The sequence below is a fragment of the Streptomyces sp. NBC_01476 genome (assembly GCF_036227265.1).
Lineage (GTDB): Bacteria > Actinomycetota > Actinomycetes > Streptomycetales > Streptomycetaceae > Actinacidiphila.
The window spans coordinates 3,338,430-3,357,451 of sequence record NZ_CP109446.1 but is presented as its reverse complement, the minus strand read 5'-3'; the positions used below and the strand labels follow the sequence as shown (position 1 = coordinate 3,357,451).

The 19,022-nt window shown below is 72.5% G+C and carries 21 protein-coding genes; 15 read left to right on the top strand and 6 right to left on the bottom strand.

Annotated features, from left to right (window positions below; all coding sequences use genetic code 11):
* From folP to OG552_RS14905, 7 genes are all read left to right on the top strand, one after another.
* Entirely contained in the window at positions 1-873 is an 873-nt protein-coding gene (gene folP / locus OG552_RS14935; RefSeq protein ID WP_329133093.1) for a dihydropteroate synthase, read from the top strand.
* Complete coding sequence (locus tag OG552_RS14930) at positions 870-1,448, top strand: nuclear transport factor 2 family protein (protein ID WP_329133090.1); 579 nt, start codon at positions 870-872, stop codon at positions 1,446-1,448. Before folP ends, OG552_RS14930 begins: the two co-directional genes overlap by 4 nt.
* A gap of 5 nt (positions 1,449-1,453) precedes the next feature.
* Positions 1,454-1,813: a dihydroneopterin aldolase gene (folB, locus tag OG552_RS14925; protein WP_329133088.1), complete on the top strand. Its 360-nt coding sequence runs from the start codon at positions 1,454-1,456 to the stop codon at positions 1,811-1,813.
* Positions 1,810-2,448, top strand: a complete 639-nt coding sequence (folK, locus tag OG552_RS14920; protein ID WP_329133086.1) for a 2-amino-4-hydroxy-6-hydroxymethyldihydropteridine diphosphokinase — start codon at positions 1,810-1,812, stop codon at positions 2,446-2,448. Before folB ends, folK begins: the two co-directional genes overlap by 4 nt.
* Before the next feature lie 106 nt (positions 2,449-2,554).
* Positions 2,555-3,052: a DUF3180 domain-containing protein gene (locus OG552_RS14915; protein WP_329133084.1), complete on the top strand. Its 498-nt coding sequence runs from the start codon at positions 2,555-2,557 to the stop codon at positions 3,050-3,052.
* Between the two features lie 229 nt (positions 3,053-3,281).
* Positions 3,282-3,797: a cysteine dioxygenase gene (locus OG552_RS14910; RefSeq protein WP_329133082.1), complete on the top strand. Its 516-nt coding sequence runs from the start codon at positions 3,282-3,284 to the stop codon at positions 3,795-3,797.
* Entirely contained in the window at positions 3,797-4,219 is a 423-nt protein-coding gene (locus tag OG552_RS14905) for a rhodanese-like domain-containing protein (protein WP_329133080.1), read from the top strand. The genes OG552_RS14910 and OG552_RS14905 overlap by 1 nt, the downstream gene beginning before the upstream one ends.
* A gap of 51 nt (positions 4,220-4,270) precedes the next feature.
* Here the strand turns inward: OG552_RS14905 and OG552_RS14900 are convergent, their stop codons facing one another.
* Positions 4,271-5,434: an ABC transporter ATP-binding protein gene (locus tag OG552_RS14900; RefSeq protein WP_329133078.1), complete on the bottom strand. Its 1,164-nt coding sequence runs from the start codon at positions 5,432-5,434 to the stop codon at positions 4,271-4,273.
* 209 nt (positions 5,435-5,643) lie between these two features.
* Here OG552_RS14900 and OG552_RS14895 point away from each other — a divergent pair, with 209 nt between their 5' ends.
* The 4 genes from OG552_RS14895 to OG552_RS14880 all read left to right on the top strand — a co-directional run bounded on the left by OG552_RS14895 (position 5,644) and on the right by OG552_RS14880 (position 9,221).
* Entirely contained in the window at positions 5,644-6,366 is a 723-nt protein-coding gene (locus OG552_RS14895) for an ABC transporter permease (RefSeq protein WP_329133076.1), read from the top strand.
* A complete protein-coding gene (locus OG552_RS14890) occupies positions 6,363-7,076 on the top strand; it encodes an ABC transporter permease (RefSeq protein WP_329133074.1) in 714 nt (237 codons plus the stop codon). The genes OG552_RS14895 and OG552_RS14890 overlap by 4 nt, the downstream gene beginning before the upstream one ends.
* Positions 7,073-8,065 (top strand): ABC transporter substrate-binding protein, encoded by a 993-nt coding sequence (locus OG552_RS14885; RefSeq protein ID WP_329133072.1) that lies wholly within the window; start codon positions 7,073-7,075, stop codon positions 8,063-8,065. Before OG552_RS14890 ends, OG552_RS14885 begins: the two co-directional genes overlap by 4 nt.
* A gap of 214 nt (positions 8,066-8,279) precedes the next feature.
* Positions 8,280-9,221 carry a hypothetical protein gene (locus tag OG552_RS14880; protein WP_329133070.1) on the top strand — a complete coding sequence of 314 codons (942 nt, stop codon included), beginning with the start codon at positions 8,280-8,282 and terminating at the stop codon, positions 9,219-9,221.
* Positions 9,222-9,384: 163 nt separating this feature from the next.
* Here OG552_RS14880 and OG552_RS14875 read toward each other — a convergent pair whose 3' ends face one another.
* Positions 9,385-10,527 carry an NADH-quinone oxidoreductase subunit D gene (locus OG552_RS14875; protein ID WP_329133068.1) on the bottom strand — a complete coding sequence of 381 codons (1,143 nt, stop codon included), beginning with the start codon at positions 10,525-10,527 and terminating at the stop codon, positions 9,385-9,387.
* Between the two features lie 90 nt (positions 10,528-10,617).
* Between OG552_RS14875 and OG552_RS14870 the strand changes: the two genes are divergently transcribed.
* Entirely contained in the window at positions 10,618-11,592 is a 975-nt protein-coding gene (locus OG552_RS14870; RefSeq protein WP_329133066.1) for an NAD-dependent epimerase/dehydratase family protein, read from the top strand.
* A 189-nt stretch (positions 11,593-11,781) separates the two neighbouring features.
* On the opposite strand, the gene OG552_RS14865 is transcribed toward OG552_RS14870, so the two are convergent.
* Entirely contained in the window at positions 11,782-12,717 is a 936-nt protein-coding gene (locus OG552_RS14865) for an SAM-dependent methyltransferase (RefSeq protein ID WP_329140830.1), read from the bottom strand.
* Positions 12,718-12,892: 175 nt separating this feature from the next.
* On the opposite strand from OG552_RS14865, the gene OG552_RS14860 reads away from it, so the two are divergent.
* The gene (locus OG552_RS14860) at positions 12,893-13,867 is read left to right on the top strand and encodes a carbohydrate-binding protein (protein WP_329133064.1); all 975 of its coding nucleotides are present in this window, start codon (positions 12,893-12,895) and stop codon (positions 13,865-13,867) included.
* A 13-nt stretch (positions 13,868-13,880) separates the two neighbouring features.
* Here OG552_RS14860 and OG552_RS14855 read toward each other — a convergent pair whose 3' ends face one another.
* From OG552_RS14855 to OG552_RS14845, 3 genes are all read right to left on the bottom strand, one after another.
* Positions 13,881-14,819, bottom strand: a complete 939-nt coding sequence (locus OG552_RS14855) for a 1-phosphofructokinase family hexose kinase (RefSeq protein WP_329133062.1) — start codon at positions 14,817-14,819, stop codon at positions 13,881-13,883.
* Positions 14,820-15,031: 212 nt separating this feature from the next.
* A complete protein-coding gene (nagA, locus tag OG552_RS14850) occupies positions 15,032-16,192 on the bottom strand; it encodes an N-acetylglucosamine-6-phosphate deacetylase (protein ID WP_329133059.1) in 1,161 nt (386 codons plus the stop codon).
* The gene (locus OG552_RS14845; protein ID WP_329133057.1) at positions 16,192-17,124 is read right to left on the bottom strand and encodes an ROK family protein; all 933 of its coding nucleotides are present in this window, start codon (positions 17,122-17,124) and stop codon (positions 16,192-16,194) included. The genes nagA and OG552_RS14845 overlap by 1 nt, the downstream gene beginning before the upstream one ends.
* 277 nt (positions 17,125-17,401) lie before the next feature.
* Between OG552_RS14845 and OG552_RS14840 the strand changes: the two genes are divergently transcribed.
* Both OG552_RS14840 and OG552_RS14835 read left to right on the top strand, forming a co-directional pair.
* Positions 17,402-18,640 carry an ABC transporter substrate-binding protein gene (locus OG552_RS14840; RefSeq protein WP_329133055.1) on the top strand — a complete coding sequence of 413 codons (1,239 nt, stop codon included), beginning with the start codon at positions 17,402-17,404 and terminating at the stop codon, positions 18,638-18,640.
* Positions 18,641-18,727: 87 nt separating this feature from the next.
* Positions 18,728-18,970 (top strand): DUF3263 domain-containing protein, encoded by a 243-nt coding sequence (locus tag OG552_RS14835; RefSeq protein ID WP_329133054.1) that lies wholly within the window; start codon positions 18,728-18,730, stop codon positions 18,968-18,970.
* Positions 18,971-19,022: the final 52 nt, after the last annotated feature.

Sequence of the window (19,022 nt, the reverse complement as noted above, 5' to 3'; positions counted from 1 at the left end):
ATGGTTACGTCCATGAATACGGCACAGGCTCGGACCGGCCCGCGCGGGCTGCCGGAGTGGGACCGCTGCGCGGTCATGGGCGTGGTGAACGTCACCCCCGACTCCTTCTCCGACGGCGGACGGTTCTTCGACCCCGAACTCGCCGTCAAGCACGGCCTCGACCTGGTCGCGCAGGGCGCGGACCTGGTCGACGTCGGCGGTGAGTCCACCCGGCCCGGGGCCCGGCGGGTGGACGAGGCGGAGGAACTGCGCCGGGTCATCCCGGTGGTCCGCGAACTCGCCGCCACCGGCGTCCTGGTCAGCGTCGACACCATGCGGGCCACGGTCGCCGAGCAGGCGGTCGCGGCCGGCGCCCGGCTGGTCAACGACGTCAGCGGCGGCCTCGCCGACCCCGCGATGATCCCGGCGGTCGCCGCCACCGGGATGCCGTTCGTGGTCATGCACTGGCGCGGCCAGAGCATCGACATGAACAACCGGGCGGTCTACGACGACGTGCTCGGCGAAGTCGTCGCGGAACTGCGTGACGGCCTGGACCGGGCGGTGGCCGGCGGCATCGCGCCCGAGCGGATCGTGCTCGACCCGGGCCTGGGCTTCGCCAAGGGCGCCGAGCACGACCTGACCCTGCTGGCGCACCTCCCGCAACTGTCCGCGCTGGGCCGCCCGCTGCTGGTGGCCGCCTCCCGCAAGCGGTTCCTCGGCCGGATCCTGGCCGGGGCGGCCGGCGACCCGCCGCCGGCCAGGGAACGCGACGCGGCCACCGCCGCGGTGACCGCCATCGCCGCCCGGGAGGGCGCCTGGGCGGTCCGCGTGCACGAGGTGCACGCCAGCGCCGACGCGGTCCGGGTGGCGCGCGCCATCGAGGCCGCCGCGTGACGCCGCGCACCGCCGAGGCCCGCGCCGCCGAGCGCAGCAACCAGGCGTTCTACGACGCCGTGGAGACCTCCGACCTGGACGCGCTGGAGTCCGTGGTGCTGGACGGCCCGCTGGCCGAGTCGGTCACCGTGGTGCACCCCGGCTGGCCGGCGCTGCGCGGGCGCCGCGAGGTGATGCGCTCGTACGCGCTGATCATGGCGAACACCGAGTACATCCAGTTCTTCCTCACCGACGTCGAGGTGGCCGTCGACGGTGACACCGCGCTGGTCACCTGCACCGAGAACATCCTCACCGGCGGGCCCGCCGAGGAGGACGGCTCGGCGGGCAGCCTGGTCGGCGGCCTGGTCGTGGCCACGAACGTCTTCCGCCGCACCTCGGACGGCTGGCGGCTGTGGGTCCACCACGGCTCCCCGGTGCTCGCCGAGGACGATGACGACGACGAGTCCGAGAGTCCGGAGGACACCCCGGGCGGCCTCGACGGGCTGGACGGCCTGGACGGGCTGGACGGGCCCGGTGGTCTCGACGGCCTCGACGGACCCGGCGGACCCGGCGGCGGTACGGACACGGAGGAGTGAGTGAAGTGGACCGGGTGACACTGCGCGGACTGCGTATCCGCGGCAACCACGGGGTGTTCCAGCACGAGCGGGAGGACGGCCAGACCTTCGTCGTCGACCTGGCGCTGAGCCTGGACACCGCACCCGCGGCGGCCGGTGACGACCTCTCCCGGACCGTGCACTACGGTGTGCTGGCCGAACAGGTCGCAGCCGTCGTGGCGGGCGAACCGGTCAATCTCATCGAGACCCTCGCCCAGCGCATCGCGGACACATGCCTGGGGCATGAACTCGTCGAAGAGGTGGAGGTGACCGTGCACAAACCGGACGCCCCGATCACCGTGCCCTTCGACGACGTGACCGTGACCATCACCCGGAGGCGCCCGTGACCGCGGAGAACCCCGAGCCCTCTGGCTGGAACGACCACGACGGGCCCGCCGAGGACCCCACCGTGCAGCCGGTCCCCGCCTTCGTGGTGGCGCGGGTCGACGCCGCCGACAGCACGCTGAGCAACCCCAGGACCGCGGTGATCGCGCTCGGCGCCAACCTCGGCAACCGGCTGGAGACCCTGCAGGGCGCGGTCGACGCCCTGGAGGACACCCCGGGCGTACGGGTCAGGGCCGTCTCCCCGGTCTACGAGACCGACCCGTGGGGCGTGCCGGCCGGCAGCCAGCCCAGCTACTTCAACGCCGTGGTGCTGGTCCGCACCACTCTCCCGCCGGACTCGCTGCTGGAACGCGGCCACGCGATCGAGGAGGCGTTCCACCGGGTGCGCGGCGAGCGCTGGGCGGCGCGCACCATCGACGTGGACATCGTGGCGTACCAGGGCGTGCGCTCCGAGGACCCGGAACTCACCCTGCCGCACCCCCGGGCCCACGAACGGGCCTTCGTCCTCGTACCGTGGTACGACGTGGAGCCGGCCGCCGAGCTGCCCGGCCACGGCCCGATCGCGGAGCTGCTCGGCCCGCTCGGCGACACGGGGGTACGGCGCCGCACCGACGTGGAACTCCGGCTGCCCGAGTAAACGTTGGGCAGGAGGCGCCGGTGGTGAACGCCGGCACGGCGGAAGCACCGGTACGCGGCAGCGGCAATCGGCGAGGACGGGCACAGGACGTGGAGGCGGGCACTCGGTGAGGACGCTGCGGATCAGGACGCTGGTGGGGGTCTTCGCGGTCGCGTTGGTGCTCTCGTGGTCGGTGGCCCGGCTCTGGGACAGTGTGGGCACGCTGCCCGGGGTCCCGGTGGCCGCGCCGATCGTGCTGGCGCTGATCGCGGTCGCCCTCTTCGCGACCGCACTGTCGCTGCGCGCCCGCTTGCGCGCCCAGCGCGAACGGCGTCCGGGCGCCAAGGGCGTGGACCCGCTGGCCGCCGCCCGCTCGGTGGTCTTCGGCCAGGCCAGTGCGCTCGTCGCGGCCCTGGTGTCCGGGCTGTACGGCGGCACCGGCGTCTTCCTCGTGATGTACCGGCTCGACATGGACCCGCGCCGGCAGCAGGCGATCTACGCGGGCTTCGCGGTGCTCGCCGCCATCGCGGTGATCGCCGCCGCGATGTTCCTGGAACGGGTCTGCAAGCTGCCCGACGATGACGACACGCAGCACGTTGGTGCACAGCAGCACCACCGCAGGTGATCCGTCCCGCCCCGGCTTGACCGGTGGGGTGCTGCCATGGTTCAGTCCGTTACGTGAATGGCATCGGTCGGCGACTGCACCGGAGGGTCCATCTGGACCTGCTCCGGTACGCGGGCTGCGTCTGTACCGCCGCGCGCTGACGCGCGCCCTCGGTCCACCATTCACCTTCGCGCACGCTCCGGAGCTCATGCCCGTGCGGTGACGCGACCTCCTCACCGGGTGGCTCCCCTTGACGACCTCCACCGAACCCACGACTGCCCCGTCCGCCGCCGACCTGCTCGACTTCGCCCGCTCGGTGGCCGCCGACCCCGCGCTGGTCGGTGAACTCCCGCTCGACCCCGAAGGCCGCACCTGGATCCGTCTGGAGGGACCCGGCGGCTGCGAGGCGTGGCTGATCGGCTGGCCGCCCGGCGCGGAGACCGGCTGGCACGACCACGGCGGCTCGTACGGCGTCTTCGTCACCGCGGCGGGCGAACTCACCGAGCAGTCCCTGTCCGTACCGCTGCCCACCGAGGGCTGGCGGTCGCTGGAACTCGCCGAGGGCCTGGACCGGGTGCGCATCCTCCCCGAGGGCCAGGGCCGGGCGTTCGGCCGCAACCACGTGCACCAGGTGGAGAACCGCTCGGAGAGCAGCCACGCGGTCTCCGTGCACGCCTACTACCCGCCGCTGCCGCTGATCCGCCGCTACAGCCGCAAGGGCACTACGCTCCGCCTCGAACTGGTGGAACAGCCCGAGGAGTGGTGATGCCCGCCTCCATCGAGGAGCATCTGGCGGCAGTCCGCGAGGGGTACGTCCGGGTCACGCCGGCCGAGGCGGCCACCGCCGCGGCCGGCGGGGCCCTGCTCGTCGACATCCGCTACGGGGCGCTGCGCGACCGGGACGGCACCATCCCCGGGGCCGTCATCGTCGAGCGGAACGAACTCGAATGGCGCCTCGACCCGCGCAGCCCCCACCGCGTCCCCCAGGCGACCGGCCATGACCTCCAGGTCGTCGTCATCTGCAACGAGGGATACGCCTCCTCGCTGGCCGCCGCCTCCCTGCACACCCTGGGCCTGCACCGCGCCACCGACCTGGAGGGCGGCTTCCAGGCGTGGCGCGAGGCCGGACTCCCGGTGACCCCGCCGACCGGCGAACCCACGGTCCCCACCCCCCACATAGCCGGCTAGCGGGCAGGCGGCCGGGGGGACGGGGACGGCGGGGGACCGGGCGCGTGCGGGTCAGCCGATGGAGTCGATGGTCACCGTGGCCCGGGCCACTCCGGCGGAGTCCGCGTCGATGGACCGCCGCAGCGCCTCGTGCAGCCGGGCCGGGGTGAGCACCCCCACGAACCGCGCGCCGTCCAGGACCGCGATCCACCCCGCGTCGTAACTCAGCATCGCCGCGAACGCCTGCTTCAGCGACGCCCCGACCGGGACCCACGCCTCCATCCGCCGGGCGTACGCGCGCACCGTGCCGCCCTTGGCGGCGGGCAGTGCCTCCAGCGTCTCCAGCCGCACCCAGCCGTGGAGTTCCCCCGCCGGGTCGAGCACCACCGCCCACCGTGACCCCGAGGCCCGCAGCAGGGCGGCAGCCGCCTCCACCGGGTCGTCCAGCCGCACCTTCGGCGGCTGCTCCAGGTCGTCCGGCTCGATCGTGGTCACCGACAGCCGCTTCAGCCCGCGGTCGGAGCCGACGAACTCCGCCACATAGGGCGTCGCGGGAGCCCCCAGGACCGTCGCCGGGGTGTCGAACTGCTCGATGCGCCCGGTGCCGTAGACCGCCATCCGGTCACCGAGGCGTACCGCCTCCTCGATGTCGTGCGTGACGAAAAGCACGGTTTTCCTGACGCGTTCCTGCAGGTTGAGGAATTCCGTCTGGAGCCGTTCACGCACCACCGGGTCGACCGCTCCGAAGGGTTCGTCCATCAGCAATACCGGCGGATCCGCGGCGAGTGCCCGGGCCACTCCGACCCGCTGCTGCTGCCCGCCGGAGAGCTGATCCGGATAGCGGGAACCGAAGGTCTTCGGATCAAGGCCCACCAACTCCAGGAGTTCCGCCGCGCGTTCACGCGCGGCCGGCTTCTTCCAGCCGAGCAGCGCCGGCACCGTCGCGGTGTTCTCCAGGATCGTCTTGTGCGGGAAAAGCCCGACCTGCTGGATCACATAGCCGATCCGGCGCCGCAGCTTTACCGGTTCGATACCCGCTATGTCCTCGCCGTCGAGGAGAATCCGGCCCGATGTCGGCTCGATCAGCCGGTTCACCATCTTCATCGTGGTCGTTTTCCCGCAGCCGGACGGGCCGACCAGGGTGACCAGCTCACCGTCGTTGACCTCGAACGACAGGTCGTCCACCGCGGTGGTGCCGTCGGGGTAGCGCTTGCTGACGTTCTCGAATCGGATCATGAGTCCTCAACTGTTCGGACGGCCCGGTACACCACCGTACTCACCCCACTCACGTGTGTTCTCCCGCACACGCTCCAGCACTCTGCGGGTCGAATATGGCGGGAGTGTTGCGGCTGTATGGCGGGATCGGCCGATTGTCAGTCCCCGAGGATAGGCTCGCCTGAGATCGATCGGGCATGCCTGCGAATCTTCGGGGGAGGTGGACACACATGGCGGCGAAGAACTGTTTGGCGGCGAACGACTGGATCTGCGGGCAATATCTCCGTGACTACCGTCATGAACTCACCGACGCGACGGTCCAGCACATCTGGATCACCGCGGTCTCGGTGGCGATCGGCCTGCTCGTCGCCTTCCCGCTGGCGTTGCTCGCGCGCCGCTGGCGGCTGCTCTCCGGGCCCGTTCTGGCGATCACCACGATCCTTTACACCATTCCGTCCCTGGCGATGTTCTCGCTGCTGCTGCCGGTGTTCGGGATCTCCTCGTCACTGGTCGTGACGGGCCTGGTGCTCTATTCGCTGACCATCCTGATCCGGAACATCCTGGCGGGCCTGGCCGCCGTGCCCGACGACGTACGGGAGGCGGCCCGCGCGATGGGTTACGGACCGGTGCGGCTGCTCTTCGCGGTGGAACTGCCGCTCGCGCTGCCCGCGCTGATGGCGGGCTTGCGGATCGCCACCGTCTCCACCGTCGCGCTCACCACCGTCGGCGCGATCATCGACTACGGCGGCCTCGGCAATCTGCTGGTCTCCGGCATCTCCAGCAACTTCAAGGCGCAGGTGCTCGCCGCCTCCGTGCTCTGCGTGGTGATCGCGCTGATCGCCGACGCCCTGCTGCTCGGGGTGCAGTGGCTGCTCACGCCCTGGACGCACCGCCGCCGCAAGATCCGGCGGCCGGAAGCCGTGATCGAGGCGGAGAAGGTGGCCGCGGCGTGAACGCGATCAGCGGAGCCTGGGACTGGCTCACCACCGGCGCCAACTGGTCCGGCACCGACGGGGTGCTGCACCGGCTGGCCGAGCACCTCTTCTTCAGCGGCGCCTCGCTCGGCATCGCCCTGGTCCTCGGGCTGCCGGTGGCCATCGTGCTGGGCCACTACGGCAAGGGTGGCGCGCTGGCGGTCAACATCTCCAACGTGGGCCGGGCCATCCCCACCTTCGCCGTGCTGACCCTGCTGCTGATCGCGATCGGCTCCGGCAGCAACTGGCCGGTGATCGTGGCGCTGGTGCTTTTCGCCGTGCCGCCGCTGATCACCAACGCCTATGTCGGCATGCGCCAGGCCGACCGGGACGTGGTGGAGGCCGCCCGCGGGATGGGCATGACCGACCGCCAGCTGCTCTTCCGGATCGAACTGCCGCTGGCCTTCCCGCTCATCTGGACCGGCATCCGGTCCGCCGCCGTCCAGATCGTGGCCACCGCCACACTCGCCGCGATGGCGGGCTTCGGCGGCCTCGGCCGCATCATCACCGCCGGCTTCAACCGGCAGATCACCGCACAGGTGGTGGCGGGCGCGGTGCTGGTCGCCGCCCTCGCCCTGCTGGTGGAAGGGGTGTTCCTGGTCCTGCAGAAGCTGCTGGACCCCATGCGCCGGCGCAATCGGCCCGGCGCTACCGAACTGTCCGGAATGTCAGGAGTGCTGAATCCATGAACGGACGCGTGCGCGTCGCCGGTACGGCCGTGGCCGCCGCCCTGCTGCTCACGGGCGTGGCCGGGTGCGGAGGCGACAGCCTGGAGAAGAAGGGCTCCGGCGACTCCGCCTCGTCGGCAGCCGCCGCCCCGAGCGGTGGCGGCGGCAAGGGGAGCCTGGTGGTCGGCTCGGCCGGCTTCACCGAGAGCGCGGTGCTCGCCGAGCTCTACGCCAAGGTGCTCTCGGACGCCGGTTACCAAACCAAGGTGCAGACCCTGGCCAACCGCGAGCTCTACGAACCGGCCCTGGAGAAGGGCCAGATCGATGTGGTGCCCGAATACGCGGCCACCCTCGCGGAGTTCCTCAACACCAAGGCGAACGGCGCCACCGCGGCGGCCCAGAAGCCGGTCGCCTCCGGCGATGTGAAGGCCACCGTGGCCGCCCTGACCACGCTCGCCACCCCGCGCGGACTGAAGGTGCTGCCGGCCGGAGACGCGGTCGACCAGAACGCCTTCGCGGTCACCAAGGACTTCGCCGCCCAGCACCACCTGAAGACCCTTTCCGATCTCGGCGCGAGCGGTCTCAAGATCAAATTGGCGGCCGGCGACGAATGCCCCGACCGCCCCTTCTGCTCACCCGGTCTGAAGTCGAAGTACGGCATCGACATCACCGGAATCGACCCGAAGGGCGTCGGAACTCCGCAGTCCAAGCAGGCGGTCAAGGACGGCACCGACCAACTGGTGCTGACCACCACCACCGACGCCACGCTCGACCAGTACAACCTGGTGCTGCTCACCGACGACAAGCACCTGCAGAACGCGGACAACCTGCTGCCGGTGGTCAATGCCAAGGACGCCGGTGACCCGGCCGTGGCCGACGCGCTCAACAAGCTGACCGCGGTCCTCACCACGGCCGATCTCACCTCCCTCAACGAGAAGGTGGACGGCGAGCGGCAGAAGCCGGCCGACGTGGCCGCGGACTACCTGAAGTCGAAAGGACTGACCCAGTAGTGACCCGGTAGTGCCGGTAGTGACCCGGTAGCGACCGCCGGGTAACAAGCCGCGCGGGCCGCCGCGGAGGGCATTTCCCCGGACCGGTGCGAACGCAACCGGTCCCGGTGAACGCCCTTCCCGGCGGCCGTGCGGAATCGGCGGGGCAAAGCCCCGCGAAAATTCCGGCCCCCCGCTGCCCCACGAACCGGCCGCGCACGCTAAATTTCTGGCCATGCCCCGTGGACGTCACCGCCATTCGCAGCCGCTGCACCGGATACTGCCGCCGCTCACCGTGGCGGGCTGCGCGATTGCACTCGCCGCAGCCTCGCTCTTCGCCGGTGATACCACCGCGTTGCGCGTGATCACCGGCGTCACCGCGCTGTGCGCGTGCGCCGGCGCGGGCCTGTCCCGCAGCTGGGACCGGGCCGCGGGCCGCCGGGTCGCCGAACTGGAGACGCTCCGCGAACGGGACGAGTGGCGGGCCGACGAACGGGTCGCCGAACTGGAGACCGACCTGGAGGAGTCGCGCGAGCTGCGCGGCCGGCTGGAGAAGAAGCTCCGCTCCAAGCGGGGCGAACTCGCCCGGCTGCGGACCGAACACGCCGACCTGCTGCGGCGGTACGCGACCGCGGAGAGCGAGCGGGCCCGGGCGCTGGAGGCCCGCCGCCGGCTGCAGGTCAAGAGCGGCGGCAGTGGGCCGGCCCTCACCGCCGGCCCGTCGCCGATCGGCCCGGCGGCCTTCCTCAAGGCCCAGCAGGCGCTGCAGAACCTAGCCCGCAACGGCGCGCAGCAGCAGGCGCAGGCCACCGTCGAGGAGGCGCGGCGCCGGGACGTGGCGGCGGCCGACGAGCCGCAGGGCAAGCACGCGGCGGCCGAGGACGGCAACGTGCCGGTGACCTCGCCGGCCGGGCTGCCGGTCCGTGAGCACAAGCTGGTGCCCGCGGTGGCCGCCGCCGTACTCCCGTACGCCCAGCCGCGGTCCGGCGGAGTGCCGGCCCACCGGGCGATCGGCGGGTTCGACTTCTTCGGTACGCAGAAGCCCGGCGGGGCGGGTGAGCCGGAGGACGAGCACGCGCAGGCCTCCGACGAGCCGGCCGCGTCCGAGGTCATCGACCTCACGGCCCACGACGAGACGGAACAGCTCGACATGTCGGAGCTGCGCGCCCAGGCGTGACGGGCCGCCACCCGGTGGCAGGCGGCCGTCGCTGACCGGCGACGGCTTGCCGCCGCCCGGCCGCCCGGCTTGTCGCTGAGCGGCCGGAGGACGCTCGCCCGGCTCCGGGCGGCCTGCTCGGCGCTACTTGGCCCTGCTTGGCCTTACTTGGCGCTACTTGGCCCTATTTGTCGACGTCTCCCACCACGAAGAACATCGACCCCAGGATCGCCACCATGTCGGCGACCAGCTGGCCCGGCAGCAGTACGGCCAGCGCCTGGATGTTGTTGAAGGACGCCGAGCGGAGCTTGAGCCGGTAGGGCGTCTTCTCGCCCTTGGAGACCAGGTAGTAGCCGTTGAGGCCGAGCGGGTTCTCGGTCCACGCGTAGGTGTGGCCCTCCGGTGCCTTGAGCACCTTCGGCAGCCGCTGGTTGATCGGCCCCGGCGGCAGCCCGGCCAGCCGGTCCAGGCAGGCGTCCGCGAGGTCCAGCGCGTTGTGCGTCTGGCCGAGCAGCACCTCGAAGCGGGCCAGGCAGTCGCCCTCGGTCCTGGTCACCACCCGCAGGGTCTCCTGCAACTGCCCGTACGCCAGGTACGGCTCGTCGCGCCGCAGGTCGAAGTCGACGCCGCTGCCCCGGGCGATCGGGCCGCTCACCCCGTACGCGTGCACGTCCGCGCGGCTGAGCACGCCGACGTCGCGGGTGCGGGCGCGGAAGATCTCGTTGCCCAGCACCAGGTCGTCGAAGCGGTCCATCCGGGAACGGATCCCCGCCACCGCCTGCCGGGCCCGGCCGAGCCAGCCGGCCGGGAGGTCCTCCTTGAGGCCGCCGACCCGGTTGAACATGTAGTGCATACGGCCGCCGGAGATCTCCTCCATCACCCGCTGCAGCTCCTCGCGTTCGGTGAACGCGTAGAAGATCGGGGTGATCCCGCCGAGCTCCAGCGGGTACGAGCCGAGGAACATCAGGTGGTTCAGCACCCGGTTCAGCTCGGCGAGCAGGGTGCGGGTCCACACCGCGCGCTCCGGCACCTCCATGCCGAGCATCCGCTCGACGGCCATCACCACGCCCAGCTCGTTGGAGAACGCCGACAGCCAGTCGTGCCGGTTGGCGAGCATCACGATCTGCCGGTAGTCGCGGGCCTCGAAGAGCTTCTCCGCACCCCGGTGCATATAGCCGACGATCGGCTCGGCCTGCTGGATCCGCTCCCCGTCCAGCACCAGCCGCAGCCGCAGCACGCCGTGCGTCGAAGGGTGCTGCGGCCCGATGTTCAGCACCATGTCGGTGCTCTCGGCCGCCCCGCCCACCCCGATCGTGGTCTCCGTCATGCGCTCATCCTCTCAGGTCCGCTGCGGGCGGAATCCGCTGAGGGCGAGCAGGGGTTCCCGGTGGGCGGCGGGGCGGGCAGGGTGGCGCGTATGGAGATCCTGGTACTGGGCGGGACGGAGTTCGTCGGGCGGGCCGTGGTGGAGGAGGCGCTCGGGCGGGGGTGGGCGGTGACCGTCTTCAACCGGGGACGGCATCCGGCGCCGGCGGGGGTGACCGCGCTGGCCGGGGAGCGCGAGGGGGACCTGGCGGCGCTGGCGCGGGGGCGGTGGGACGCCGTGGTGGACACCTGGTCGGGGAAGCCCGGCGCGGTGCGGGCTGCCGCCCGCCTCCTGCGGGAGCGGGCCGGCGGCTACGGGTACGTCTCCAGCCGCTCGGTGTACGTCTATCCGTCGGCGGCCGGCTCCGGCGAGGACGCCCCCGTCGTCGAGGGCGGGGACGCCGACTACGCCGACTACGCCGCGGTCAAGCGCGGCGGCGAGCTGGCCGCGGTCGAGGCGTTCGGCGAGCGCGCGCTGCTGGTGCGGGCCGGGCTGATCCTCGGCCCGTACGAGAACGTCGGCCGGCTGCCCTGGTGGCTGAACCGGATCGCCCGGGGCGGTGACGTCCTCGCCCCCGGGCCAAGGGACCTTCCGCTGCAGTACGTGGACGCCCGCGACCTCGCGGTCTGGACGCTGGACGCGCTGGCCGGCGGGCTGGGCGGCCCGTACAACGTGATCAGCGCGTCCGGGCACACCACGATGGGCGAGCTGCTGGCCGAGTGCGTACGGGTCACCGGCTCGGACGCCCGGCTGCGCTGGACGGCGCCCGAGGTGATCGAGGCGGCCGGCATCGAGCCGTGGACGCAGCTGCCGGTCTGGCTGCCGCCGGGGGAGGACCACGACGCGATGCACCGCGGCGACGTCGGCAAGGCGTACCGTGCGGGCCTGCGGTGCCGCCCGGTCGCGGAGACCGTGCGGGACACCTGGACGTGGCTGCTCGGCATCGGCGGCCAGGCCCCGCAGCGCGCCGACCGCCCGCCGGTGGGGCTCGACCCCGATCTGGAACGCCGGGTACTGACCGGCTGACCCGCCGCGCCGCCGGGCGCTGGCCGGGCTGTTTCCGCACCGCCGGGCGCCGGCCGGCTGACCTGCCTCGCCCGCCGTAGCGCTGCCGGCGCCGCCGCCCTGCGGTGTTTCCGCACCGCCGGGGGCTGGCGGGCCCGACCCCGCCGGGGCCGGCGGAATTTTCGTGTACCCGCCGTGCCCCCGCCCCGCTCAGAGCAGGTGGGCGCACTCCGGAGACGCGGGGGTACTCAGCCAGAGGAAGTCGCCGAGGCCGCCGGGCGCGGTGAGCTCGGCGGCCTCCGTGGCGGCGGCCAGCGCCCGTACGTAACCGGCCGGATCGGTGGCCGCCAGGGACAGCGGCGGCCGGCTCCCGGTCACCCCGAGGGCCCGCAGGGCGTCCCGCTGGGTCGTCAGGGTGCCCCGGAGCGCGTCCATGGCCACGTGCGCGGTGAGGTCACAGGCACCGTCCGGCACCGGCGGCACCTGGCGGCCCTCCCGGTAGCCGGTCAGCGTGCCGTAGGGCGGGCGGGCCGCCCGCACATGCCCGTAGTCCACCGCCACCGCCAGCCCCGCGGCCAGCGTCCCCACCGCGTCCTCCCAGGCCCGGTCCCGTTCCAGCCCCACCTCCGCGCGGTCCCCGGCCGCCGCGAGCGGCCACCACCGCCGCAGCCACCGCGCCGCGGCCCCCGTCACCGGCTCCCCCAGCCGCTCCGCCCCGTCGGCCGGCCGTACGTCCACCTGCCGGGCCGTACCGGACGCGTCCCGTTCCACCACCGTCACGGGGACGTTGTCCAGCCATTCGTTGGCGAAGAGCAGGCCGCGCACCGCGGCCGGCGGCTTCCCGGTCCAGCTGATCCGCGGGTCCAGATCCGGGGGGCGGGGCGCGCGTTCCACCGCGTGCACGGTCAGCCTGGCCGCGACCGGCGCCGGAAGGCGGTCGAGCAGGGCCACGCCGAGTTCCCCGCGGCCCGCCGCCATGTCGACGAAGGCCAGGTCGGCGGGGTGCCCCAGGGCCGCGTCGACCCGGCACAGCAAGGCGGCGACGGCCTGGGCGAAGAGCGGGGAGGCGTGCACGGAGGTACGGAAGTGGTCGGCCGGCCGCTCACGGACGAAGAAACCGCCGGGACCGTACAGCGCCCTGTCCATCGCCTGTCGCCAGGGCAGCCACTCCTCGTCCACAGACTTAACCGTACGTGTCCCGCGAGGTGTGACCGGTCACAGGGAACCTTCCTGACCTGCTGGTGCGTCGAAGGTTTGAGCAGTGGCACATCTGGGGCCGGTAGGGTTTCGGCATCTGAAGTACGTAGGGAGTGGACACCTCATGACGGCCGGACACGACGGCACCCCGGAGAACGACGACCCGTTCGGGTATCTCTACCGGTCCGAGGGCATGGATCAGCCCGAGCCCGACCCGTCGCAGCCGCGGATGCCCCGCACCTCGTACAACAGCGTGCAGCGGGTCGGCGAGCGCCGTGCCCCGCAGCAGGCACCGCAGGGGCAGGGCGGCTACGGCTATCCGCCGCAGCAGGGCCAGGCGCCCGGTTACGGCTACCCGCAGCAGGACCAGCAGGGCTACGGCTACGACCAGGGCCAGCAGGCGCCGCAGTACGGCGCCCCGCAGCCGCCCTCGTACGAGCCGCCGTCCCCCGGCGGCCACCGCGGGGGCCAGGGCGGCCCGGACACCCCGAACCGCAAGGGGCTGCTGATCGGCGCGGTCGCGGTGGTCGCCGCCGTCGCCATCGGCATCGCCTTCGCGATGACCAACGGCTCCGGCGACGACAAGAAGCAGGACGCGGGCAAGGGCGCCGCCACCGCCCCGGTCACTTCCGCCGCGCCCAGCACCGAGCCGACGCCGTCCGCGACCCCGACGCCGTTCGACTCGAAGAAGGTCGACGCGTCATCGCTGGCGCTGACCGGCGGCGCGAAGCAGAGCACCCAGTGGCCCGGGTCGGCCGCCGGCACCTATGTGGACGGCATGGGGGCGCCGGGCGCCTCGGTGGCGTGGACGGTGACGGTGCCGGAGGACGGCAAGTACACGTTCTTCATCAACTACGGCAACGCCGGGAAGACCGCGGACCTCACCCTCGGCATCAACGGCAAGCCCCGCACCTCGCCGGTGGACCTGCCGAACTACAGCAACGCCACCGACTGGGCGAAGGCGTGGGACAACAACACCTACCAGTGGGTGGACCTGAACAAGGGCGCCAACGTTCTGACGCTCACCTGCATGCCGAACACCAACTGCGGGGTCAACCTCGACCAGGTGTGGCTGAAGCAGGGGCAGGTCAAGAAGTAGCCGCGCGGTCGGCTCAGCCGGCCGCCGGCACGACCTCCACCCGCTCCAGCGCCGCCGCGTAGGCCGCCGGGTCGAACTCCCCGGCGGCCGGGGCCAGCACCGTCGCCGCCGACAGGGCGACCGCCCGGGCCAGCCGGCCCGGCCACGGCAGTCCCTCGGCGAGCCCGGAGAGCAGGCCGGCCACCGCGGAGTCCCCGGCCCCGGTCGGGTTGCCGGAGAGCCTGCCGGGCGGCCTTGCCTGCCAGTCGCCTTCTTCGGTGACCGCCAGCATGCCGTCGGCGCCCAGCGAGGCCGCCACCGCCCGCGCCCCGCGCCGCCGGGCGTGCCGGGCCGCCCTGGCGGGTTCGGAGAAGCCGGTGAGGCCGGTCAGCTCGTCGGCGTTCGGCTTGATCAGGTCGGGCCGTGCGGCCAGGCCGCGCCGCAGCGGCTCCCCGCTGGTGTCCAGCACCACGAACACGCCGGCCGCGCGGGCCTCCCGTACCAGCTCGGCGTAGGCACCCACCGGCAGTCCCGGCGGCAGGCTGCCGCACAGCGCGACCGCGGTCGCCGCGGGGTCCGCCAGCAGTTCCCGGTAGACCCCGAGGAAGGCCGTCCACTCGGCAGGGGCGACGGTCGGGCCCGGCTCGTTGAACATCGTGGTGTCGCCGGTGGCCTCGTCGACCACGCCGACGGTGCGCCGGGTCGCGCCGGCGGTCGGCACCAGGGCGTCGGTGAGCAGTCCGGCGGGCGCGGCGGCGGCCAGCAGGCGGCGCAGTTCCGCACCGCAGGGGCCGCCGGCGAACCCGGTGACGACCGTGCGGTGCCCGAGCGCGGCCAGCACCCGGGCGACGTTGACGCCCTTGCCGCCGGGCCGTTCCTCGGTGGCGAGGACCCGGTGCGTGGTGTGCGGGCGCAGCGCGGCGACCCGGTAGGTCACATCGAGCGCGGTGTTCAGCGTGACGGTGATGATCACCCGTCGATGATGACAAACGGAGCGCCCCCCGCCCAGAGCCGGGTGGCCCTCACGGGCCCAGCACCGGGGGGCGCCTGAGCGCCCGTCACCCCGCCCGCAGGCCCCGGGCCTGCCCCCAGACCGCGGAAGGCCCCAACGGGGCCCCTGACGCCCGCTGGCCAGCCCGGCAGGTCGCCAACGGCCCCCAACGCCCGTCAGGGCCCCCGGGGGCGTCAGGAGGGGCGGAGGAGCCAGTCGCCCTTGCGCATGACGCCCACCACGTCGTAGGAGTCGTCCAGCACCACGAGGTCCGCGTCCTTGCCGGGCTCCAGCGTGCCGATCCGGTCGCCGAGGCCGAGCAGCCGCGCCGGGTTGGTGGAGATGGCCCGTACCGCGTCCGGCAGCGACAGCCCGTCCAGCGTCACCGCCCGCTTGAACGCGGTGTCCAGCGTCAGCGTCGACCCGGCGATCGAGCCGCCCTCGACCAGCCGGGCCACCCCGCCCAGCACCTCGACCTGCATCGGGCCGAGTTGGTACATGCCGTCGCCGAAGCCGGCCGCGTCCATCGCGTCGGTGATGAAGGCGACCCGTCCCGCGCCCGCGCTGCCGAAGGCGAGTTCGAGGACCGCCGGGTGCAGATGCGTGCCGTCGTTGACGAGTTCGACGGTGACCCGCTCGTCCTCCAGCAGCGCCGCGATCGGCCCCGGCTGCCGGTGCTGCAGCGGCGGCATCGCGTTGAAGAGGTGGGTCGCCACGGTCGCGCCCGCGTCGATCGCCTCACGGGTCTGGTCATAGTCCGCGTCGGTGTGCCCGATCGCGGCGATCACGCCGAGTTCCGCCAGCAGCCGTACCGACGCGATGCCACCGGGCAGTTCGGTGGCCAGCGTGACCATCCTCACCGCGCCGCGCCCGGCCTCGACCAGTTTGCGGATCTCCGCCGGGTCGGGGTGGCGCAGCAGGCCCTCGTCGTGGGCGCCCTTGCGGCACGGCGAGATGTACGGGCCCTCGTAGTGGATCCCCGCGAGGTCGCCCTGCTCGACGATCTCGGCGAGCAGGCCGGCCTGCCGGGCGAGCAGGCCGAGTTCGTTGGTGACCGTGGAGGCCACCAGCGTGGTGGTGCCGTGCTCGCGGTGGGTGCGGACCGCGGTGAGGATGTCCTCGGCGGTGCCGGAGCTGAAGGACGCGCCGCCGCCACCGTGATTGTGGATGTCCACGAAGCCGGGGACGATCGTGTACCCCTGCCCGGCGAGGTCCAGGGTGGTCTGCTCGGCCGCCTCGTTGGCGGCGATCGAGCCGCCGTCGACGGTGAGCCGGGCGTCCTCCACCACACCGGACGGCAGCACCACACGGGCACCAGCCAGCACCGTGCGCTGCGTTGTTGATACCGGGGCCATCAGGCGGTTACCTCCACGGAGATCAGATCCCAGGCGAGCAGGCCGGCGCCCAGGCATCCTGCGGTGTCCCCCAGCGCGGCGGGGACGAGAAGAGGGAGCTTCTGGAAGGTGATGCGCGCCTCGACGGCCGCCCGCAGCGGCCCGAAGAGGACGTCCCCCGCCTCGGCGAGCCCGCCGCCGATGATGAGCACCCGGGGGTCGAGCAGGGTGAGACCGGTGACCAGGCCGTCGGCGAGCGCGTCGATCGCCTCGCCCCACACGGCCAGGGCCTTCGGGTCGCCGGCCGCGACGGCACGCGCGCAGTCCGCCGCGTCCGCCGCCGGATCGCCGCACGCCGCCGCCCAGCTGCGGGCGACCGCGGCGGCCGACGCGTACGCCTCCAGGCAGCCGCGCTGACCGCAGCCGCACTCCCGGCCGCCGGGCCGGACCACGATGTGCCCGATCTCGCCCGCGTAGCCGTGCGCGCCCGCCTCGATCCGGCCGTCGATGCCGATGGCGCCGGCGATGCCGGTGCCCAGCGGGATGAACAGGAAGCGGTCGGCGCCGTTGCCCGCGCCGATCCGGCCCTCGGCGAGGCCGCCGGCCCGTACGTCGTGCCCCAGCGCCACCGGGACGCCGCCGAGCCGCTCGGAGAGCAACGCCCGCAGCGGGACGTCCTTCCAGTACAGATTGGCGGCGTAGACAGCGATCCCGTTGGCCTCGTCGACGATGCCGGGGACCGCCAGGCCGGCCGCGACGGCGGTTTCGCCGTGTGCCGCCAGGCCGTGGTCGCGCAGTTCTCCGGCGAAGTCGAGGATGGCGGTGACCACCGCGTCGGGTCCGCGTTCCCGGCCGGTGGGGCGGCGCGCCTCGTACAGCAGCGTGCCGTCCGCGGCGACCAGGGCGGCCTTCATCCCGGTGCCGCCCACATCGATGGCGATGACATGTCTCACGGGAACAGTCTCGCGGTTGACCCCGCAAAAGGTCTAGTCCACTCCGCTGTGAAGATCGACGCCACCCCGGACACCGCACCCGAACGGCCCCCAACCCCGGCCCGATGCGGAAGCGATATCACTCATGGTGTAGACCTTGGCTAAAGATGTGGGGAAGACTCGACGCTTCCGTAGGTGCTTCCGGTAGGCAGTACGCCAGGTACTTCAAAGGGCGGTAGGAACGGTGCAGCGGCGACTTCTCGGGCTGGCGGCAGTTGGCGTCACGTCCGTCATGGCAATGACCACACTGAGTGCGTGCGGCGGGAGCAACCCGCTGAGCGGGGACGTCACTTTGCACATGGTCGCCGCCGACTACGGTGACCCCAAGACGGGCAACAGCTCCAAGACGTACTGGGACGACCTGGTCAGCGACTTCGAGCAGAAGAACCCGCACATCAAGGTCCAGGTGGACGTCCTCAGCTGGAACGTCGTCGACGACACGGTCGCGAAGATGGTCAAGGAGGGCAAGGCCCCCGACATCGCGCAGATCGGCGCCTACGCCAACTACGCGGCGGCCGACCAGCTCTACAGCGCCGACGACCTCTTCACCATCAGCGAGCAGGCCGACTTCATCCCCTCGATGGTCACCGCGGGTTCGGTGAACCGGGTGCAGTACGGCATACCGTGGGTCTCCAGCTCCCGGATGTTCTTCTACAACAAGAAGCTCTTCAAGGACGCGGGCATCGAGAACCCGCCCACCACGTGGGCGGACATCGAGCAGGACGCCAAGAAGCTGAAGGCCAATGGGGTGCCGGCGCCCTACGGGCTGCCGCTCGGCCCCGAGGAGCCGCAGGCCGAGGCGCTGATGTGGATGCTCGGCGCGGACGGCGGCTACACCGACTCGGTCGGCAACTACACCTTCGACTCCACGTCCAACATCGAGGCCCTCACCTGGGTCAAGCAGCACCTGGTGGACCAGAAGCTGATCCAGGCGAAGGACCCGGCCACCACCAACCGCGCCGAGATCTTCACCGACTTCCTGGACGGCAAGGCCGGCATGGTGATGGGCCACCCGACGCTCTTCAGCCAGGCCAAGGCCGCGCACCTCGACGTCGGTGTGGTGCCGCTGCCCGGCGAGAGCGGCCCCAGCGTGAACACGCTCGGCGTCGCCGACTGGATGATGGCGTTCAAGCAGAACGGCAACAAGGACGCGGACGGCAAGTTCCTCCAGTACGTGTACCAGGACCAGAACTCGGTGAAGTTCCTCGACGAGTACGGTCTGCTGCCGGTGACCACCAGCACCTCGCAGGCGATGCGGACCAATCCCAAGGACAGGGACATGGTCAAGTTCCTCGACCTGCTGCCCGACGCGATCTTCTACCCGGTCGACAAGACCTCCTGGGCGCCGGTCAGTGACGAGGAGAAGAAGCTGATCGGATCGGCGATGCACACCGACCCGAAGACGGTGCTGTCGAAGCTCCAGATCGACGCGGAGACCGCCGACGCGGCGAGCGACAAGGCGAAGGCGTCGTCGTAGGCTCGTTGTCCCCCTCCTTCTTCCGGGTCCTTTCCGGGGGACCGGGGGAGGGGCGGGGCAGTGCGCGCTGGAGGGGCGGAGGTGCCGGTGGAGCCGTCGCAAGCCGCTGAGCTGTCAGTGCGGGACCGGGCGGTGCTGGACATCGCCGGCCGCACCTTCACCGGTCCCGGCCCCCGGGAGCGGGCGGTCCGCGAGCGCCTCGGCATCTCGCCGACCGCGTACTTCCAGCTGCTGAACGCGCTCCTGGACGACCCGCGGGCAGTGCGGTACGCCCCCGGCACGGTGAACCGGCTGCGCCGGGAGCGGGACCGGCTGCGCGACGAACGCTGAGGCCGCCCCGGCGGGGCGCCGGTGCCCCGGGGCCGGCCGGCCGCCGAGACCG